General features: G+C 59.0%; 13 protein-coding genes. All 13 read right to left on the bottom strand.

Annotated elements, in window-relative coordinates; genetic code table 11:
- Window positions 1-18: 18 nt before the first annotated feature.
- Window positions 19-1,089, bottom strand: coding sequence for an undecaprenyldiphospho-muramoylpentapeptide beta-N-acetylglucosaminyltransferase (gene murG, locus ACOI6Z_RS21425; RefSeq protein ID WP_032429099.1), 1,071 nt, complete (start codon window positions 1,087-1,089; stop codon window positions 19-21).
- The gene (gene ftsW / locus ACOI6Z_RS21420; protein WP_004204337.1) at window positions 1,086-2,360 is read right to left on the bottom strand and encodes a cell division protein FtsW; all 1,275 of its coding nucleotides are present in this window, start codon (window positions 2,358-2,360) and stop codon (window positions 1,086-1,088) included. Before ftsW ends, murG begins: the two co-directional genes overlap by 4 nt.
- Window positions 2,360-3,676 (bottom strand): UDP-N-acetylmuramoyl-L-alanine--D-glutamate ligase, encoded by a 1,317-nt coding sequence (gene murD / locus ACOI6Z_RS21415; protein WP_023291980.1) that lies wholly within the window; start codon window positions 3,674-3,676, stop codon window positions 2,360-2,362. The genes ftsW and murD overlap by 1 nt, the downstream gene beginning before the upstream one ends.
- Window positions 3,677-3,678: 2 nt before the next feature.
- A complete protein-coding gene (gene mraY, locus ACOI6Z_RS21410; RefSeq protein ID WP_004204335.1) occupies window positions 3,679-4,761 on the bottom strand; it encodes a phospho-N-acetylmuramoyl-pentapeptide-transferase in 1,083 nt (360 codons plus the stop codon).
- Window positions 4,755-6,113, bottom strand: coding sequence for a UDP-N-acetylmuramoyl-tripeptide--D-alanyl-D-alanine ligase (gene murF, locus ACOI6Z_RS21405; RefSeq protein ID WP_065813027.1), 1,359 nt, complete (start codon window positions 6,111-6,113; stop codon window positions 4,755-4,757). Before murF ends, mraY begins: the two co-directional genes overlap by 7 nt.
- Complete coding sequence (gene murE, locus ACOI6Z_RS21400; protein ID WP_023291978.1) at window positions 6,110-7,597, bottom strand: UDP-N-acetylmuramoyl-L-alanyl-D-glutamate--2,6-diaminopimelate ligase; 1,488 nt, start codon at window positions 7,595-7,597, stop codon at window positions 6,110-6,112. Before murE ends, murF begins: the two co-directional genes overlap by 4 nt.
- Window positions 7,584-9,350 carry a peptidoglycan glycosyltransferase FtsI gene (locus ACOI6Z_RS21395; RefSeq protein WP_023291977.1) on the bottom strand — a complete coding sequence of 589 codons (1,767 nt, stop codon included), beginning with the start codon at window positions 9,348-9,350 and terminating at the stop codon, window positions 7,584-7,586. Before ACOI6Z_RS21395 ends, murE begins: the two co-directional genes overlap by 14 nt.
- A 15-nt stretch (window positions 9,351-9,365) precedes the next feature.
- Entirely contained in the window at window positions 9,366-9,731 is a 366-nt protein-coding gene (gene ftsL / locus ACOI6Z_RS21390; protein WP_002888550.1) for a cell division protein FtsL, read from the bottom strand.
- Window positions 9,728-10,669, bottom strand: a complete 942-nt coding sequence (gene rsmH / locus ACOI6Z_RS21385) for a 16S rRNA (cytosine(1402)-N(4))-methyltransferase RsmH (protein WP_004204328.1) — start codon at window positions 10,667-10,669, stop codon at window positions 9,728-9,730. The genes ftsL and rsmH overlap by 4 nt, the downstream gene beginning before the upstream one ends.
- A 2-nt stretch (window positions 10,670-10,671) precedes the next feature.
- Complete coding sequence (gene mraZ / locus ACOI6Z_RS21380) at window positions 10,672-11,130, bottom strand: division/cell wall cluster transcriptional repressor MraZ (RefSeq protein WP_004204327.1); 459 nt, start codon at window positions 11,128-11,130, stop codon at window positions 10,672-10,674.
- A gap of 640 nt (window positions 11,131-11,770) precedes the next feature.
- On the bottom strand, window positions 11,771-12,775 hold the full coding sequence (gene cra / locus ACOI6Z_RS21375) for a catabolite repressor/activator (RefSeq protein WP_004145952.1): 1,005 nt from the start codon (window positions 12,773-12,775) through the stop codon (window positions 11,771-11,773).
- Between the two features lie 180 nt (window positions 12,776-12,955).
- A complete protein-coding gene (gene ilvN, locus ACOI6Z_RS21370) occupies window positions 12,956-13,447 on the bottom strand; it encodes an acetolactate synthase small subunit (RefSeq protein ID WP_002888536.1) in 492 nt (163 codons plus the stop codon).
- A 2-nt stretch (window positions 13,448-13,449) separates the two neighbouring features.
- The gene (gene ilvI, locus ACOI6Z_RS21365) at window positions 13,450-15,174 is read right to left on the bottom strand and encodes an acetolactate synthase 3 large subunit (RefSeq protein ID WP_002888534.1); all 1,725 of its coding nucleotides are present in this window, start codon (window positions 15,172-15,174) and stop codon (window positions 13,450-13,452) included.
- Window positions 15,175-15,229 lie beyond the last annotated feature (55 nt).

Raw genomic sequence — 15,229 nt, 5'->3', positions numbered from 1 at the left:
CGGTGAAAATCACCGCAATTAGCGCGCCAAAGCTACGGCGCTGACCTCTTCTGCTACCCGCTCGGTAGCGTCCGGAATCGAAGCGCCACGCGCTCGTTCCGCCATATCCAGCAAGGTTTCCCGATCCCAGCTCGCCAGAGTAGAGGCTACCGCCTCTACCGTGAACGCCGGCTGTTCGAGAATTTTCGCCGCGCCGGCTTTCTCCAGCGGCAGCGCATTCCAGTACTGCTGACGATCTTTGTGCTGGAACGGTACAAACAGCGCCGGTAAGCCCGCGGCCGCGATTTCGCTAACCGTCAGCGCGCCGGAACGGCAAACCACGACATCTGCCCAGGCATACGCCGCGGCCATATCATCAATAAATTCCGTCACTTTATGCTGCGGCTGCCCCGCGGCGGCATAGGCCTGCTGCACGGTTTGCTGGCCGCCTTTACCGCTCTGATGCCAGATGGTCACCGTATCGCCGAGCTTCGCCGCCACCTGCGGCATGGTCTGGTTCAGGACGCGCGCGCCCTGAGAGCCACCGACCACCAGTACGCGAATCGGCCCCTGACGGCCCACCAGACGCTGCCCCGGCAGCGGCAGCGCCAGCACATCGGTGCGCACCGGATTCCCGACCACGTCCGCATGCGGAAAGGCGCCGGGAAACGCCTGCATCACTTTCTTCGCAATCTTCGCCAGCCACTTGTTGGTCAGGCCGGCAATGCCGTTTTGCTCGTGGAGGACCACCGGGATCCCCAGCGACCACGCCGCCAGACCGCCAGGCCCGGACACATAGCCGCCCATGCCCAGCACCACGTCCGGCTGGAAACGCTTCATGATCGCCCGCGCCTGACGCCAGGCGTTGAAGATCCGCACCGGCGCCAGCAGCTGTGCTTTAATCCCTTTGCCACGCAGGCCGGAGATACGGATAAAATCAATCTCGATGCCGTTTTTCGGCACTAAATCCGCTTCCATACGATCGGCGGTACCCAGCCAGCGAACCTGCCAGCCCTGGTCCATTAGATGGTGCGCGACCGCCAGTCCCGGGAACACATGCCCGCCGGTACCGCCCGCCATCACCATCAACCGCTTTTCCTGACCGCTCATCGAACACCCCGTGTAAACGCCTGGGCTTTTTCCAGACGCGTTTCATAATCAATTCGCAACAACAACATGATGGCCGTCGACATAATCAGCAGACTGGAACCACCATAACTGATCAGCGGCAGCGTCAGACCTTTCGTCGGCAGCATCCCCGCCGCCGCCCCGACGTTAACTAACGCCTGGAAGCTAAACCAGATACCAATCGCACAGGCGAGGAAGCCAGAGAAGCGATGATCGATCTCCAGCGCTTTTCGGCCAATCGACATGGCGCGGAAAGCGACGAAGAATACCATTAAAAGCGCCAGTACCACACCGATATAACCGAGTTCTTCGCCGATGATGGCGAAGATAAAGTCAGTGTGCGCTTCCGGCAAATACTCCAGTTTTTGCACCGAGTTTCCGAGTCCCTGCCCCCACATCTCGCCGCGGCCAAAGGCCATCAGCGACTGGGTCAGCTGGTAGCCGCTGCCGAACGGGTCTTCCCACGGGTTCCAGAAGGAGGTCACGCGGCGAATACGGTACGGTTCGGCGAGGATCAACAGGACCACCGCCGAGATGCCCATGCCGATAATGGCGATGAACTGCCACAGCTTGGCGCCGGCGAGGAACAGCATCGCCAGCGTGGTGACGAACAGCACCACCACCGTACCGAGGTCAGGCTGCGCCAGCAGCAGGATCGCCAGCACGAAAATCACGCCCATCGGTTTTAAGAAGCCGCGCAGGTTGTTACGCACTTCATCAGCTTTACGCACCAGATAGTTGGCGATGTAGCAGAACAGCGACAGCTTGGTGAACTCCGCCGGCTGAATGCGCAGCGGACCGAGGGCGATCCAGCGCGATGCACCGTTTACCGAGCTACCCACCACCAGCACGATCAGCAGCATGACGATCGAGGCGATCAGCATCGCGGTACTGTGGCGCTGCCAGAAATCCATCGGCAGTCGCAGCGTCACCAGCGCGAGGACAAAGGCCAGCACAATGTACAGGCCGTCACGCTTGGCGAAGAGGAAAGGATCGTTCGCCAGACGCTGCCCCACCGGCATTGACGCCGAGGTCACCATAATAAATCCGATCGCCGCCAGGCCGAAGGTCAGCCACAGCAGCATCCGGTCATACATCACCAGACTGTCGTTATCTTTTGGGCGCGAGCCCATCACCCAGCCTTTCAGCGCGGCGAACAGCCAGGCGAAGATAAACATCCCCGGCAGTCGCGGCAGTCTCAACCGAGGCAAGCTCAGTTGCGGCATTCTCAGGCGTGGGAGAGAGAAACGCATCAACCTAACTCCTTCGCCAGGCGGGCAAACATCTCGCCCCGTTGTTCAAAGTTCTTAAACTGATCCAGGCTGGCGCAGGCCGGCGACAGGAGAACCATGTCGCCCGCTTTCACCAGGGGCGCTATCTGACGCATCGCCTGTTCCATGGTTTCAGTTTGTACCGCCACCTCAGGACGCAGCTCGGCGAGCTCGGCGCCATCGCGACCAAAGCAGTACAGGCGGATGCGATCGCCGCCAAGGTAGCGCTTCAGCGGGGTGAAATCAGCGGACTTGCCGTCGCCGCCCAGCAGCAGATACAGCGTGCCATCAAGCTGCAGGCCGTTCAGCGCCGCCTCGGTACTGCCGACGTTGGTTGCCTTCGAGTCGTTAATCCAGCGCACGCCGTTGTGATCCAGCACCAGCTGGAAGCGATGCGCCAGGCCGGTAAAGGTGGTCAGCGCCTTCAGGCTGCTGGCACGCGGCAGGCCCGCGGCATCGGCCAGCGCCAGCGCCGCCAGGGCGTTGCTGTAGTTATGCTGACCCGTGATAGACATCTCTTTTACATTGAGGACTTTCTCACCTTTAACGCGCAGCCAGGTCTCGCCCTGCTGACGGTTAAGGTGGTAGTCACCGACATCGACGCCAAAGCTGATGCAGCGATCGTCCGCGCCGCGTACCGGCATGGTGAGCGCATCGTCCGCGTTGACCACGCAGGTCTTCGCATTCTCGTAAATCCGCAGCTTCGCCGCGCGATACTGCTGCAGCCCCAGCGGGTAGCGGTCCATATGGTCCTCAGTCACGTTGAGGATGGTTGCCGCCACCGCCTGCAGGCTGGAGGTGGTTTCCAGCTGGAAGCTGGAGAGCTCCAGGACATACAGCTCACGATCGGTATCCAGCAGCATCAGCGCCGGCAGGCCGATATTGCCGCCCACGCCGACGTTAACCCCGGCCGCTTTCGCCATCTCGCCCACCAAGGTGGTGACGGTGCTTTTGCCGTTCGAGCCGGTAATGGCGATGATCGGCGCCTGCGCTTCGCGGCAGAACAGTTCGATATCGCCAACGATCTCTACGCCAGCGTCCGCCGCCGCGCTCAACGAAGGATGAGCCAGCGCGATGCCGGGACTGGCGACAATCAGATCCGCCGCCAGCAGCCAGGTATCATTGAGGCCGCCGACATGACATTCGACCGATTCAGGCAATTTATCCAGCCCGGGAGGCGCGACGCGGGTGTCCATCACGCGCGGGGTTACGCCGCGCGCCATGAAAAAGTCCACGCATGACAGGCCGGTCATGCCCAGCCCAATAATGACGACTTTTTTACCCTGATAATCTGCCATGATTAACGTACCTTCAGCGTCGCCAGGCCAATCAGCACCAGCATCAGCGAAATAATCCAGAAGCGCACGATAACGCGCGGCTCCGGCCAGCCTTTCAGTTCATAGTGGTGGTGGATCGGCGCCATGCGGAAGATACGCTGACCGCGCAGCTTAAAGGAGCCGACCTGCAGGATCACCGACAGGGTCTCCACCACGAAAACGCCGCCCATAATCACCAGCAGGAATTCCTGACGCAGCAGCACGGCGATAATGCCCAGCGCGCCGCCGAGCGCCAGCGAACCGACGTCGCCCATAAAGACCTGCGCCGGATAGGTGTTAAACCACAGAAAGCCCAGCCCCGCGCCGACGATCGCCGTACAGACGATCACCAGTTCGCCGGCGTGGCGCAGATAGGGGATGTGCAGGTAGTTGGCGAAATTCATGTTACCGGTCGCCCACGCCACCAGCGCAAAACCCGCCGCGACGAAGACGGTGGGCATGATCGCCAGGCCGTCGAGACCGTCGGTCAGGTTAACCGCATTGCCGGTGCCGACGATCACGAAGTAGGCCAGCAGGATATAGAACAGCCCCAGCTGCGGCATAACGTCTTTAAAGAACGGCACCACCAGCTCGGTCGCCGGGGTGTCTTTCCCGGCCAGATAGAGCGCGAACGCCACGCCCAGCGCGATCACCGACATCCAGAAATATTTCCAGCGGGCGATCAGGCCTTTGGTGTCTTTGCGCACCACTTTACGGTAGTCATCAACGAAGCCGATGATCCCGTAGCCGATTAATACCGTCAGCACGCACCAGACGTACGGGTTGGAGGGGTAAGCCCACAGCAGAACGGAGACGGTGATCGCAGTGAGGATCATGATCCCCCCCATGGTCGGCGTGCCGCGTTTGCTGAAGTGGGACTCCGGACCGTCGTTACGAACCACCTGGCCGAAGGAGAGTTTTTGCAGACGGGCGATCATGCGCGGGCCCATCCACAGAGAGATGAACAGCGCGGTCAGCAGGCTGACGATGGCGCGAAACGTCAAATACGAAAAGACGTTAAAGCCGGAATAATATTTGACCAAATGTTCGGCCAGCCATACTAACATGTCCCAGTCTCCTGTAATGCGCGTACTACCTCTTCCATGGCGGCACTACGTGAACCCTTCACTAAAATGGTCATTATCTTATGCTCCGCCAGCAGCTCGCGCAGGCGAGCCACCACGGCGGCTTTATCGTTAAAATGTTCGCCCACGCCGCTGGCGCGGCTGATATCCGCGCTCAAGGCGCCGACGCTGAGAACACAATCCAGCCCTGCCGCTTTCGCCGCTTCGCCGACTTCACGATGGCAAGCCGCGCTTTCCGCGCCAAGCTCCGCCATATCGCCGACCACCATCGCCCGAAAGCCGGGCATCTCTGACAGCACCTGCACCGCCGCGGTCATCGAACCGACGTTAGCGTTATAGGAGTCATCCAGCAGCAGCTGACTCTCGGTCAGGCGGATCGGGAACAGACGTCCCGGAACGGCCTGCAGCTGCGCCAGACCGGCTTTCACCGCCGCCAGATCGGCGCCTACCGCCATCGCCAGCGAGGTCGCCGCCAGCGCGTTAGCGATGTTGTGGCGTCCCGGCAGCGGCAGCAGTACGTCAACGTTGCCGGTTGGGGTCTGCAGCGTAAATTCGGTGCCGTGGCTGGTGATCTGCACGTTAGTCGCGGTGAAATCGCTGTTGGCCGCGTTCGGCGAGAAGCGCCACACTTTGCGATCGCCAATCACCGCCTGCCAGTTCAGCCAGTCGTTGTTGTCGGCATTGAGAATGGCGATGCCGTTTTCCGGCAGACCGGTATAGATTTCGCCCTTCGCCTTCGCCACGCCCGCCAGCGAGCCGAAACCTTCAAGGTGCGCGGCGGCAAGGTTGTTGACCAGCGCCGCTTCCGGACGCGTCAGGCTGACGGTCCACGCGATTTCGCCCTGGTGGTTGGCGCCAAGCTCAATCACCGCGTACTGATGTTCTTTGGTCAGACGCAGCAGGGTCATCGGCACGCCGATATCGTTGTTCAGGTTGCCGGCGGTATACAGCGTGTTGCCGCACTGGCTGAGGATCGCCGCGGTCATCTCTTTGACCGAGGTTTTACCAGACGAGCCGGTCAGGGCGACGACGCGGGTCGGCACCTGCTGACGTACCCAGGCGGCCAACTCGCCGAAAGCCTGCCGGGTATCTTTCACGATCACCTGCGGGAGATCGCAGGGTAGCGGACGGCTCACCAGCAGCGCGCCGGCGCCTGCCGCTTTCGCCTGTTCGGCAAAATCATGGGCGTCGAAACGCTCGCCTTTCAGCGCCACAAACAGGCAGCCCGCCGTGATTTTACGGGTGTCGGTGGTCACCTCGTCGATAGCGATATCGCTACCCTGCCGTTCGCCATGAGCGATCGCGGCGAGCTGGCTTAACGTAAAGCGAATCATGCTACCGCTCCCAGCAGACGCGCGACGGTGACGCGGTCGGAATAATCCAGACGACGGTTGCCGACGATCTGGTAATCTTCATGGCCTTTACCCGCCACCAGCACCACGTCGTTCTCCTGCGCCTGCATCACGGCGTTGGTCACCGCTTCCGCACGGCCTTCCATCACTTTTGCATGACCTGCATCGAGCATGCCGGCCAGAATATCGTTGATAATCGCCCGCGGCTCTTCGGTACGCGGGTTGTCGTCAGTGACGACCACGATATCGGCGAACTCTTCAGCAATCGCCCCCATCAGCGGACGCTTGCCTTTGTCGCGGTCTCCGCCGCAGCCGAAGACGCACCACAGCTTGCCGCTGCAGTGCAGGCGCGCGGCCTGCAGCGCTTTTTCCAGCGCGTCAGGCGTATGGGCATAATCCACCACCACGGCCGGTTTACCGGGCGCGCTGAACACTTCCATACGGCCGCATACCGGCTGTAAACGAGCCGCCGTTTTCAGCAGATCGGCCAGCGGATAGCCCAGCGCCAGCAGCGTGGCCAGCGCCAGCAGCAGGTTGCTGACGTTAAAGGCGCCCATCAGGCGACTTTCGATTTCACCGTTGCCCCAGCTGGAGTCAAACTGGATGGTGGCGCCGCTGTCGTGATAGTTGACCGCGGTGGCCTTCAGCCAGCGGCCGTGGCAGTTCGGATTGATATGATCTTCCATCGACACCGCCACCGCGTCCGGTAGCTTCGCCAGCCAGCGACGACCGACTTCATCGTCAGCGTTGACGATGGCCTGGCCGCAATGGTGGGTGGAGTACAGCAGCCATTTCGCCGCTTCGTAGTGCGCCATATCGCCATGGTAGTCGAGGTGGTCGCGGCTCAGGTTGGTAAATACCGAGGCGGCAAACTGCACGGCCGCCACGCGGTGCTGCACCAGCCCGTGGGAAGAGACTTCCATCGCGCCGAAGGTTGCCCCCTGCTCGACCAGGCCGGAAAGCACGTGCTGAACATCGACCGCAGAGCCGGTGGTGTTTTCGCTCGGCACCACTTTATCCAGCAGCCCGTTGCCGACGGTCCCCATCACCGCGCTGGTTTCGCCGAGCAGTTTCGCCCATTGCGCCAGAAGCTGGGTGGTGGTGGTTTTGCCGTTGGTACCGGTCACGCCCACCAGACGCAGCTGCTGCGACGGCTGATGATAAAAACGCCCGGCCAGCGCCGATAAACGTTCGTTAAGCTGGCTCAGGTAGATAACCGGCACGCCGTGCATTTCACGGATCTCACCGTCTTTCGCTTCGCCCTGCGCTTCAGCAATAATGGCAGCCACACCTTGCGCTATCGCCTGCGGGATATAACGACGCCCGTCCGCCTGATGACCCTGTACCGCGATAAAGAGATCGCCGGAAGCCGCCACCCGGCTGTCCAGCGTCATCTCTCGCAGAATGCGCTCCGGTGCGTTTGGCACCCATGGAGCGAGAAGGTCGCGCAAATTACGATCTGCCACCTGTTCCCTCGCCTTGATTAATTACAAATTCACTTTTTTCGCCCGTTGCCAGCGCATCCGGTTCGATGTTCATGGTGCGCAATACGCCGCCCATGATGGCACCGAACACCGGCGCGGAAACGGCGCCACCGTAGTATTTACCTGCCTGCGGGTCGTTGATCACAACCACCAGCGCAAAGCGCGGATGGCTGGCGGGCGCAACGCCTGCGGTGTAAGCAATATATTTGTTGATATAGCGGCCATCCGGCCCCACTTTTTTCGCCGTACCGGTTTTAATCGCGATGCGATAGCCTTTGATCGCCGCTTTCACGCCGCCGCCGCCGGGCAGCGCCACGCTTTCCATCATATGAACGACGGTACGAACGAGTGATTCCGGGAAGACACGCTCGCCCGGAACCGGTGGATCAACTTTGGTAATCGACAGCGGGCGATAGATGCCGTAGCTGCCAATCGTTGCGTAGACTCGCGCTAACTGTAACGGGGTTACCATTAGCCCGTAGCCGAAAGAAAAGGTGGCCCTCTCTATGTCAGACCACCGTTGTTTTTGAGGATATAAGCCACTGCGTTCTCCGACCAACCCCAAATTGGTCGCCTTTCCAAGCCCAAAACGTGAGTAAGTATCTACTAACGCTGAGGACGGCATCGCTAACGCCAGCTTAGAAACACCGACGTTACTCGACTTCTGTAGCACCCCGGTCAGGGTCAATTCGCTGTAGCGCGCCACGTCTTTAATTTCGTGGCCGTTAATTCGATAAGGCACGGTATTGAGCACGGTATTTTCGTTGACGATACCGCGCTGCAGCGCCGTCATCACCACCATCGGCTTCACCGTCGAACCCGGTTCGAAGACGTCGGTGATGGCGCGGTTACGCATGGTGTCTTTCGCCGTGCCGGCGAAGTTGTTTGGGTTGTAGGACGGGCTGTTGGCCATCGCCAGCACTTCGCCGGTGTTCACGTCCACTAACACCGCGCTGCCGGACTCGGCTTTGTTAAAGGCCACGGCGTTGTTCAGCTCACGATAGACCAGCGCCTGCAGACGCTCATCGATGCTCAGCGCCAGGTTGTGCGCCGCCTGGCTGTCGGTGGAAGAGATGTCTTCAATTACCCGGCCATAGCGGTCTTTACGCACGATACGCTCGCCCGGCTGGCCGGTGAGCCATTTATCAAAGCTTTTTTCGACCCCTTCAATCCCCTGGCTGTCGACGTTGGTAAAACCGATGAGGTGAGCGGTCACTTCCCCGGAAGGGTAGTAACGACGGGATTCTTCACGCAGATGAATGCCCGGCAGCTTCAGTTTTTTGATGTAGTCGGCCATGTCAGGGTTAACCTGACGCGCCAGATAGATGAAACGCATCCGCGGATTGGTATTGATGCGCGTCGCCAGCTGATCCAGCGGCATATTGAGGGCATCCGCCAGCGCCTTCCAGCGCGTATCCAGGGTTACCCCGCCGGCATCATGGAGTTCTTTCGGATCGGCCCAGATAGCTTTCACCGGCACGCTGACCGCCAGCGGACGTCCGGAGCGGTCGGTAATCATCCCGCGCGCGGTGGACACTTCCTGTACGCGCAGGGAACGCATATCGCCCTGACGCACCAGCATATCCGGGCTGACCACCTGTAGCCAGGCAACGCGCCCCAGCAGGAAAGTCAGCGCCAGCAGAATGCAGCCGCACAGCAACGCAAAACGCCAACTGATAAAGTTGGCCTGTTCTTCCTGACGTTTTGCTTTTGGCGTTTTTGGCGCTGCTTTCATCCGTCGCAATAATCCTTATTTCTGTACAACGATATTTTCTTGTGATGGATCGACGTGTTGCATCTGCAACTTCTCGGTCGCGATCCGTTCAACCCGACTGTGATCGCCGAGCGCGTTCTCTTCGAGGATCAGGTTGCGCCACTCAATGTCCAGGGCGTCGCGTTCCAGAACCAGTTGTTCACGCTGCGCGGTCAACAGGCGCGTGTGGTGCGCGGTGGTGACCACGGTAATCGCCGTAATAATGATGCAAATGAACAGGCAGAGTGGCAGTTTCCCAAACCGCAGAAGGTCGTCCCCGATCACGCCAGGCAAAGCATGGCGCTCGTTGCTTCCAATCGACCCTTTAACTTTGCTTAAGGCCTCTGTCACTCTGCCGATCATGCGTTCGTCCTCTCTGCGATACGCAGCACTGAACTACGGGCACGTGGATTCTCTGCCACCTCTTCTTCGCCCGGCATCAACTTGCCTAGTGCTCGTAACTCACGGCCGCCCAGTTTTTTGAGCTGCGATTCGGTCATCGGTATTCCCGCCGGAACCTGCGGACCGCGGCTTTGCTCACGCATAAAGCGCTTTACAATGCGATCTTCCAGCGAATGAAAACTAATGATCGATAGCCGCCCGCCCGGGGCCAGCACGCTGAGCGAGCTTTTTAGCGCCTGCTCTATCTCCTCCAGTTCACTGTTTACCCAAATGCGCACCGCCTGGAAGGTACGGGTCGCGGGATGTTTGTGCTTATCTTTTACCGGCATCGCCGCGGCGATGACCTCCGCCAGCTCTTTGGTGCGGGTCATCGGTGCAATGCGATTACGTTCGACGATCGCGCGGGCGATCCGTTTACCGAAACGCTCTTCGCCAAAGGTTTTAATCACCCAGGCGATATCCGCTTCTTCAGCGGTCTGCAGCCATTCGGCCGCGGACTGACCGCGCGTCGGATCCATGCGCATATCCAGCGGCCCGTCGCGCATAAAGGAAAAGCCGCGTTCCGCATCGTCAAGCTGCGGGGAAGAGACGCCAAGATCGAGCAGAATGCCGTCGATCTTACCGGTAAGATTGCGCTCGCCGACGTACTCAGCAAGCTGTGAAAATGGACCATGTACGATGGAAAAGCGGGGATCATCGATGGTTTGCGCGACGGCAATCGCCTGAGGATCGCGATCGATTGCCAGCAAGCGTCCTTCCGCTCCCAGTTGGGAGAGGATCAGGCGCGAGTGACCGCCGCGACCAAAGGTACCATCAATATAGATACCGTCTGGACGAATATTAAGGCCGTTGACGGCTTCATCCAGAAGTACCGTAGTGTGTTTAAAATTTTCCATCATTTTTATAAAGACAAATCCTGCAGGCGCTCCGACAGTTCACCGGTCGCGGACTGCTCAGCGTCGATATCTTCCTTGACCCGTTGATACCAGGTCGTTTCGTCCCACAGTTCAAATTTATTAAACTGCCCGACCAGCATCACTTCTTTTGTCAGCCCGGCATGCTGCCGTAACACCGGCGCTATCAGCAAGCGACCGGCATTATCCATCTGACATTCGCTGGCATGACCCAGAAGCAAACGCTGTACGCGCCGCTCAACGGGATTCATGCTCGATAAACGCGACAATTTCTGCTCGATGACTTCCCATTCAGGCAATGGATAAAGCAGCAGGCACGGGTGATGAATGTCAATGGTGCATACCAATTGACCGGCAGCGTCCTCGATCAGCCCATCGCGATAGCGCGTTGGCACGGCCAGGCGGCCTTTGCTGTCGAGATTGACTAACGTTGCTCCACGGAACATGCCAGCCTCACCCCTTTTCGCCACTTTATCCCACAAATTCCCACCACAAGGAGTTTACGGAGCGGAGGAAAAGCTTGTCAAGCCAGCACGAATGCCAACGGAGCTCAAAAACCCATTATTTACAGCCGACATTAGCCCTGATGAAAAAATCATCAACAGGCGAGGCAAATTAACGTTATGAATACGTGTAAGAAAATAACCAACAAACTCGTAACAGTTATAAACATCAAAATATCTTCGGCGGGAAAATATAAAGTGTCAGTTTGCGACGCGAGCGGCATTTTAGGCCATTATGCCGGCCGTTAACAGTACCTGTTGCTGGCTGAAGGGCTGACCAGGCGCGGGATAAGGCAGGAGAGAAAGGTTGGGGCTAACAAAATGGGTGTTAATTCAGCAATTAACCTGGTGAATGTAACAAAATAATACAATTAAAGCCGGCACAATCATTTTTTGTGTCCCGTTTTGAGTCGCAAAACGATTGCCAGCGAATAAAACAAAATAACGCGTAAAGAAGTTTAGGGATTTGTCTGAAATATATTCAGTTTTGCATTCTGGACGTCAGTTGCCTGATTTATCGCCAGCGGCCTGCTCTCTGGCAGGCCTGCCAGGATTAATCCTGGGTGCTGACGATATTGCGCCCTTAACGGCGATTCAGGCTGCCGCGGCGATAAAGATTACGACGAATACGGCTGAGGCCCGGCTTCGGCTTGCGCGGTTCATCGAGGCTGGCGAGGACGATCTCGAGCACCCGCTCAGCGACATCGCGATGGCGCTGGGCCACGGCCAGTACCGGACACTGCAGGAAATCGAGCAGCTCATTATCGCCGAAGGTGGCGATCGCCAGCTCGGAAGGCAGTTTACCCTCACGGCGCAGCGTCACATCCATGACGCCCTGCAGCAACGGGAAAGAGGTGGTGAACAGCGCCTGCGGCATCGGATGGGTTTCAAGCCATTTCTCAAACAGCTGGGCCGCCGCTTCTCGCTCGTAGCTGTTGGCATAGAGATAATGCACCTCACGCGGATCGTCCTGCCAGGCTTTACGGAAGCCTTGCTCGCGCAGGAAGCTCACCGACAGTTCCGGCAGCGCGCCCAGATAAAGCACCGTTTCGCCGGGAAAAGTCCGCAACTCGGCGGCGAGCATCTCGGCATCATCCTGGTCAGCGCCGACGACGCTGGTGAAGTGCTCGCGGTCAAGGGCGCGGTCGAGGGCGACAATCGGAAACGGATCGTTAGCCCAGCGCTGATAAAAAGGGTGCTCCGGCGGCAGCGAGGTGGAAACAATGATGGCGTCCACCTGGCGCTGTAGCAGATGCTCGATACAGCGCATTTCGTTATCGGGCTGATCCTCCGAGCAGGCAATCAGCAACTGATAGCCGCGCTGGCGCGCCTGCCGCTCCAGATAATTTGCAATGCGGGTATAGCTGGTGTTCTCCAGATCCGGGATCACCAGACCGATAGAGCGTGTGCGTCCTGCACGCAGGCCAGCAGCGACCGCATTCGGGTGATAGTTGTGCTCTCGCACGACAGCCATCACTTTTTCGACCGTTTTGTCGCTTACGCGGTACTGCTTCGCTTTGCCATTAATCACATAGCTCGCGGTGGTTCTTGAAACACCGGCCAGCCGGGCGATTTCATCCAGTTTCACAATTGCCCCTTGGGTAAGAAGTGCCAAACATAACCATTATTCAGGTATGGAACCCTTTTTATAACATCTAAGCGCAGAATAGTTAGCGCAGCAACCGCTTTCGCTTACAGTTCCTACTGATTTCGCAAAAAAAAAGCCCGACAGTCGCTGCCGGGCTATTTTTGCATCAGTTCCCGATCCTCAGCGCATGATTTTATCACCGCGAGACAGGCCGACCACGCCGGAGCGAGCCACTTCCACGATCCGAGCGACATCGCGCAGGGAGGCCAGGAAAGCGTCGAGCTTATCGCTGGTGCCGGCGAGTTGAACGGTATAGATAGAAGGCGTCACGTCGATAATCTGTCCACGAAAGATTTCGGTGTTGCGCTTCACTTCTTCACGGCCGTAACCGCTGGCCTGGACCTTCACCAGCATGATTTCGCGTTCGACATGAGCCCCCTGCCCCAGCTCGCTGACCCGCAGGACATCCACCAGCTTGTGCAGCTGCTTTTCAATCTGCTCGATCGCTTTTTCATCGCCCACGGTCTGGATGGTCATCCTGGAGAGGGTCGGATCGTCCGTCGGGGCGACAGTCAGGCTTTCTATATTATAGCCGCGCTGGGAAAAGAGGCCGATAACGCGGGACAATGCGCCCGATTCGTTTTCCAGTAATACCGATAATATCCGGCGCATAATCAGGTCCTCTCCGTTTTGCTCAACCACATTTCATCCATGCCGCCGCCGCGGATCTGCATGGGGTACACATGCTCACTGCCGTCGACGGTGACATCGACAAACACCAGCCGGCGCTGTCGCACCTGCTCCAGGGCTTCTGCAAGCTTCGTCTCCAGCTCCTGCGGCTCGCTGATGCGGATCCCAACGTGGCCGTAGGCTTCCGCCAGACGAACGAAGTCCGGTAGCGACTCCATATAGGACTGCGAGTGGCGCCCGGAATAAAGCATATCCTGCCACTGCTTCACCATCCCCAGATAGCGGTTGTTAAGGTTAAGCACCAGGACCGGCAGCTCATACTGCAGCGCAGTAGAGAGTTCCTGAATGTTCATCTGGATACTGCCGTCACCGGTCACGCAGACGACCATTTCGTCCGGCAGAGCCATTTTGACCCCCAGCGCAGCCGGTAGGCCAAAGCCCATGGTGCCGAGGCCACCGGAGTTAATCCAGCGCCGCGGCTTGTCGAAGGGGTAATAGAGGGCGGCGAACATCTGGTGCTGACCCACATCGGAAGTGACATAGGCATCGCCCTGAGTCAGGCGCCAGATCGTTTCTATCACCGCCTGCGGTTTGATCTTGTCGCTCTGGTCGTCGTAGCGCAGGCAATGGCGGGCGCGCCACTGCTCAATCTGCTGCCACCAGTCGCGAATGTCGTCCAGCGGCTGCTGCGCCTCTTCCTGCTCCAGCAGCTCCAGCATCTGCTCCAGCACCAGCCGGGCATCGCCGACGATCGGCACATCTGCTGGCACGGTTTTCGAGATTGAGGTCGGATCGATATCGATATGCAGCACAGTCGCGTTCGGACAGTATTTGGCCAGGTTATTGGTGGTCCGATCGTCAAAGCGAACGCCGACGGCAAAAATCACGTCTGAATGGTGCATGGTCATGTTGGCTTCATAAGTGCCGTGCATGCCCAGCATCCCCAGCGCCTGCGAGTGCGTCGCCGGGAAAGCGCCCAGCCCCATCAGGGAGGAGGCCACCGGCAGCTTCAGCTTTTCCACCAGCTCGCGCAGCTGAGGTTCGCAATGCGCATTGATCGCCCCGCCGCCGACGTAGACGACCGGCTTGCTCGCCGCCACCAGGGTCTGCAGGGCGCGTTTGATCTGGCCTTTATGACCGCTGGTCGTCGGGTTATACGAGCGCATGCTAACCGCGTCTGGCCAGACGTACGGCAGTTTCTTCGCCGGATTGAGTATATCCTTCGGCAGATCGACCACCACCGGCCCGGGGCGACCGCTGGCCGCCAGCCAAAAGGCTTTCTTCAGCACGCCGGGAATATCTTCGGTCTGCTTCACCAGGAAACTGTGCTTCACCACTGGGCGGGAAATCCCCACCATGTCGCACTCCTGGAAGGCATCGTAGCCGATAAGCGATGTCGCCACTTGCCCGGAGAGGATCACCAGCGGGATAGAGTCCATATAGGCCGTCGCGATACCGGTGATGGCGTTCGTCGCCCCAGGCCCTGAGGTCACCAGCACCACACCGACCTCCCCGGTCGCTCGCGCCAGGCCATCCGCCATATGCACCGCCGCCTGCTCGTGGCGAACCAGCACATGATCGATACCGCCAAGGGTATGTAACGCATCATAGATATCGAGGACTGCGCCTCCGGGATAGCCGAATACTTGCTTGACGCCCTGATCGACAAGCGATTGGACGACCATCTCGGCTCCTGACAACATCTCCATGGTTTGCCTCCAGGCTTATTGTTTTACGACAGCGGAACTCAATTTCCGCGCGCTC

Source organism: Klebsiella sp. C239 (assembly GCF_048822715.1).
GTDB lineage: Bacteria > Pseudomonadota > Gammaproteobacteria > Enterobacterales > Enterobacteriaceae > Klebsiella > Klebsiella quasipneumoniae.
Note: the sequence above shows the minus strand (reverse complement) of the source record. Positions and strands in the feature narration are given on the sequence as shown.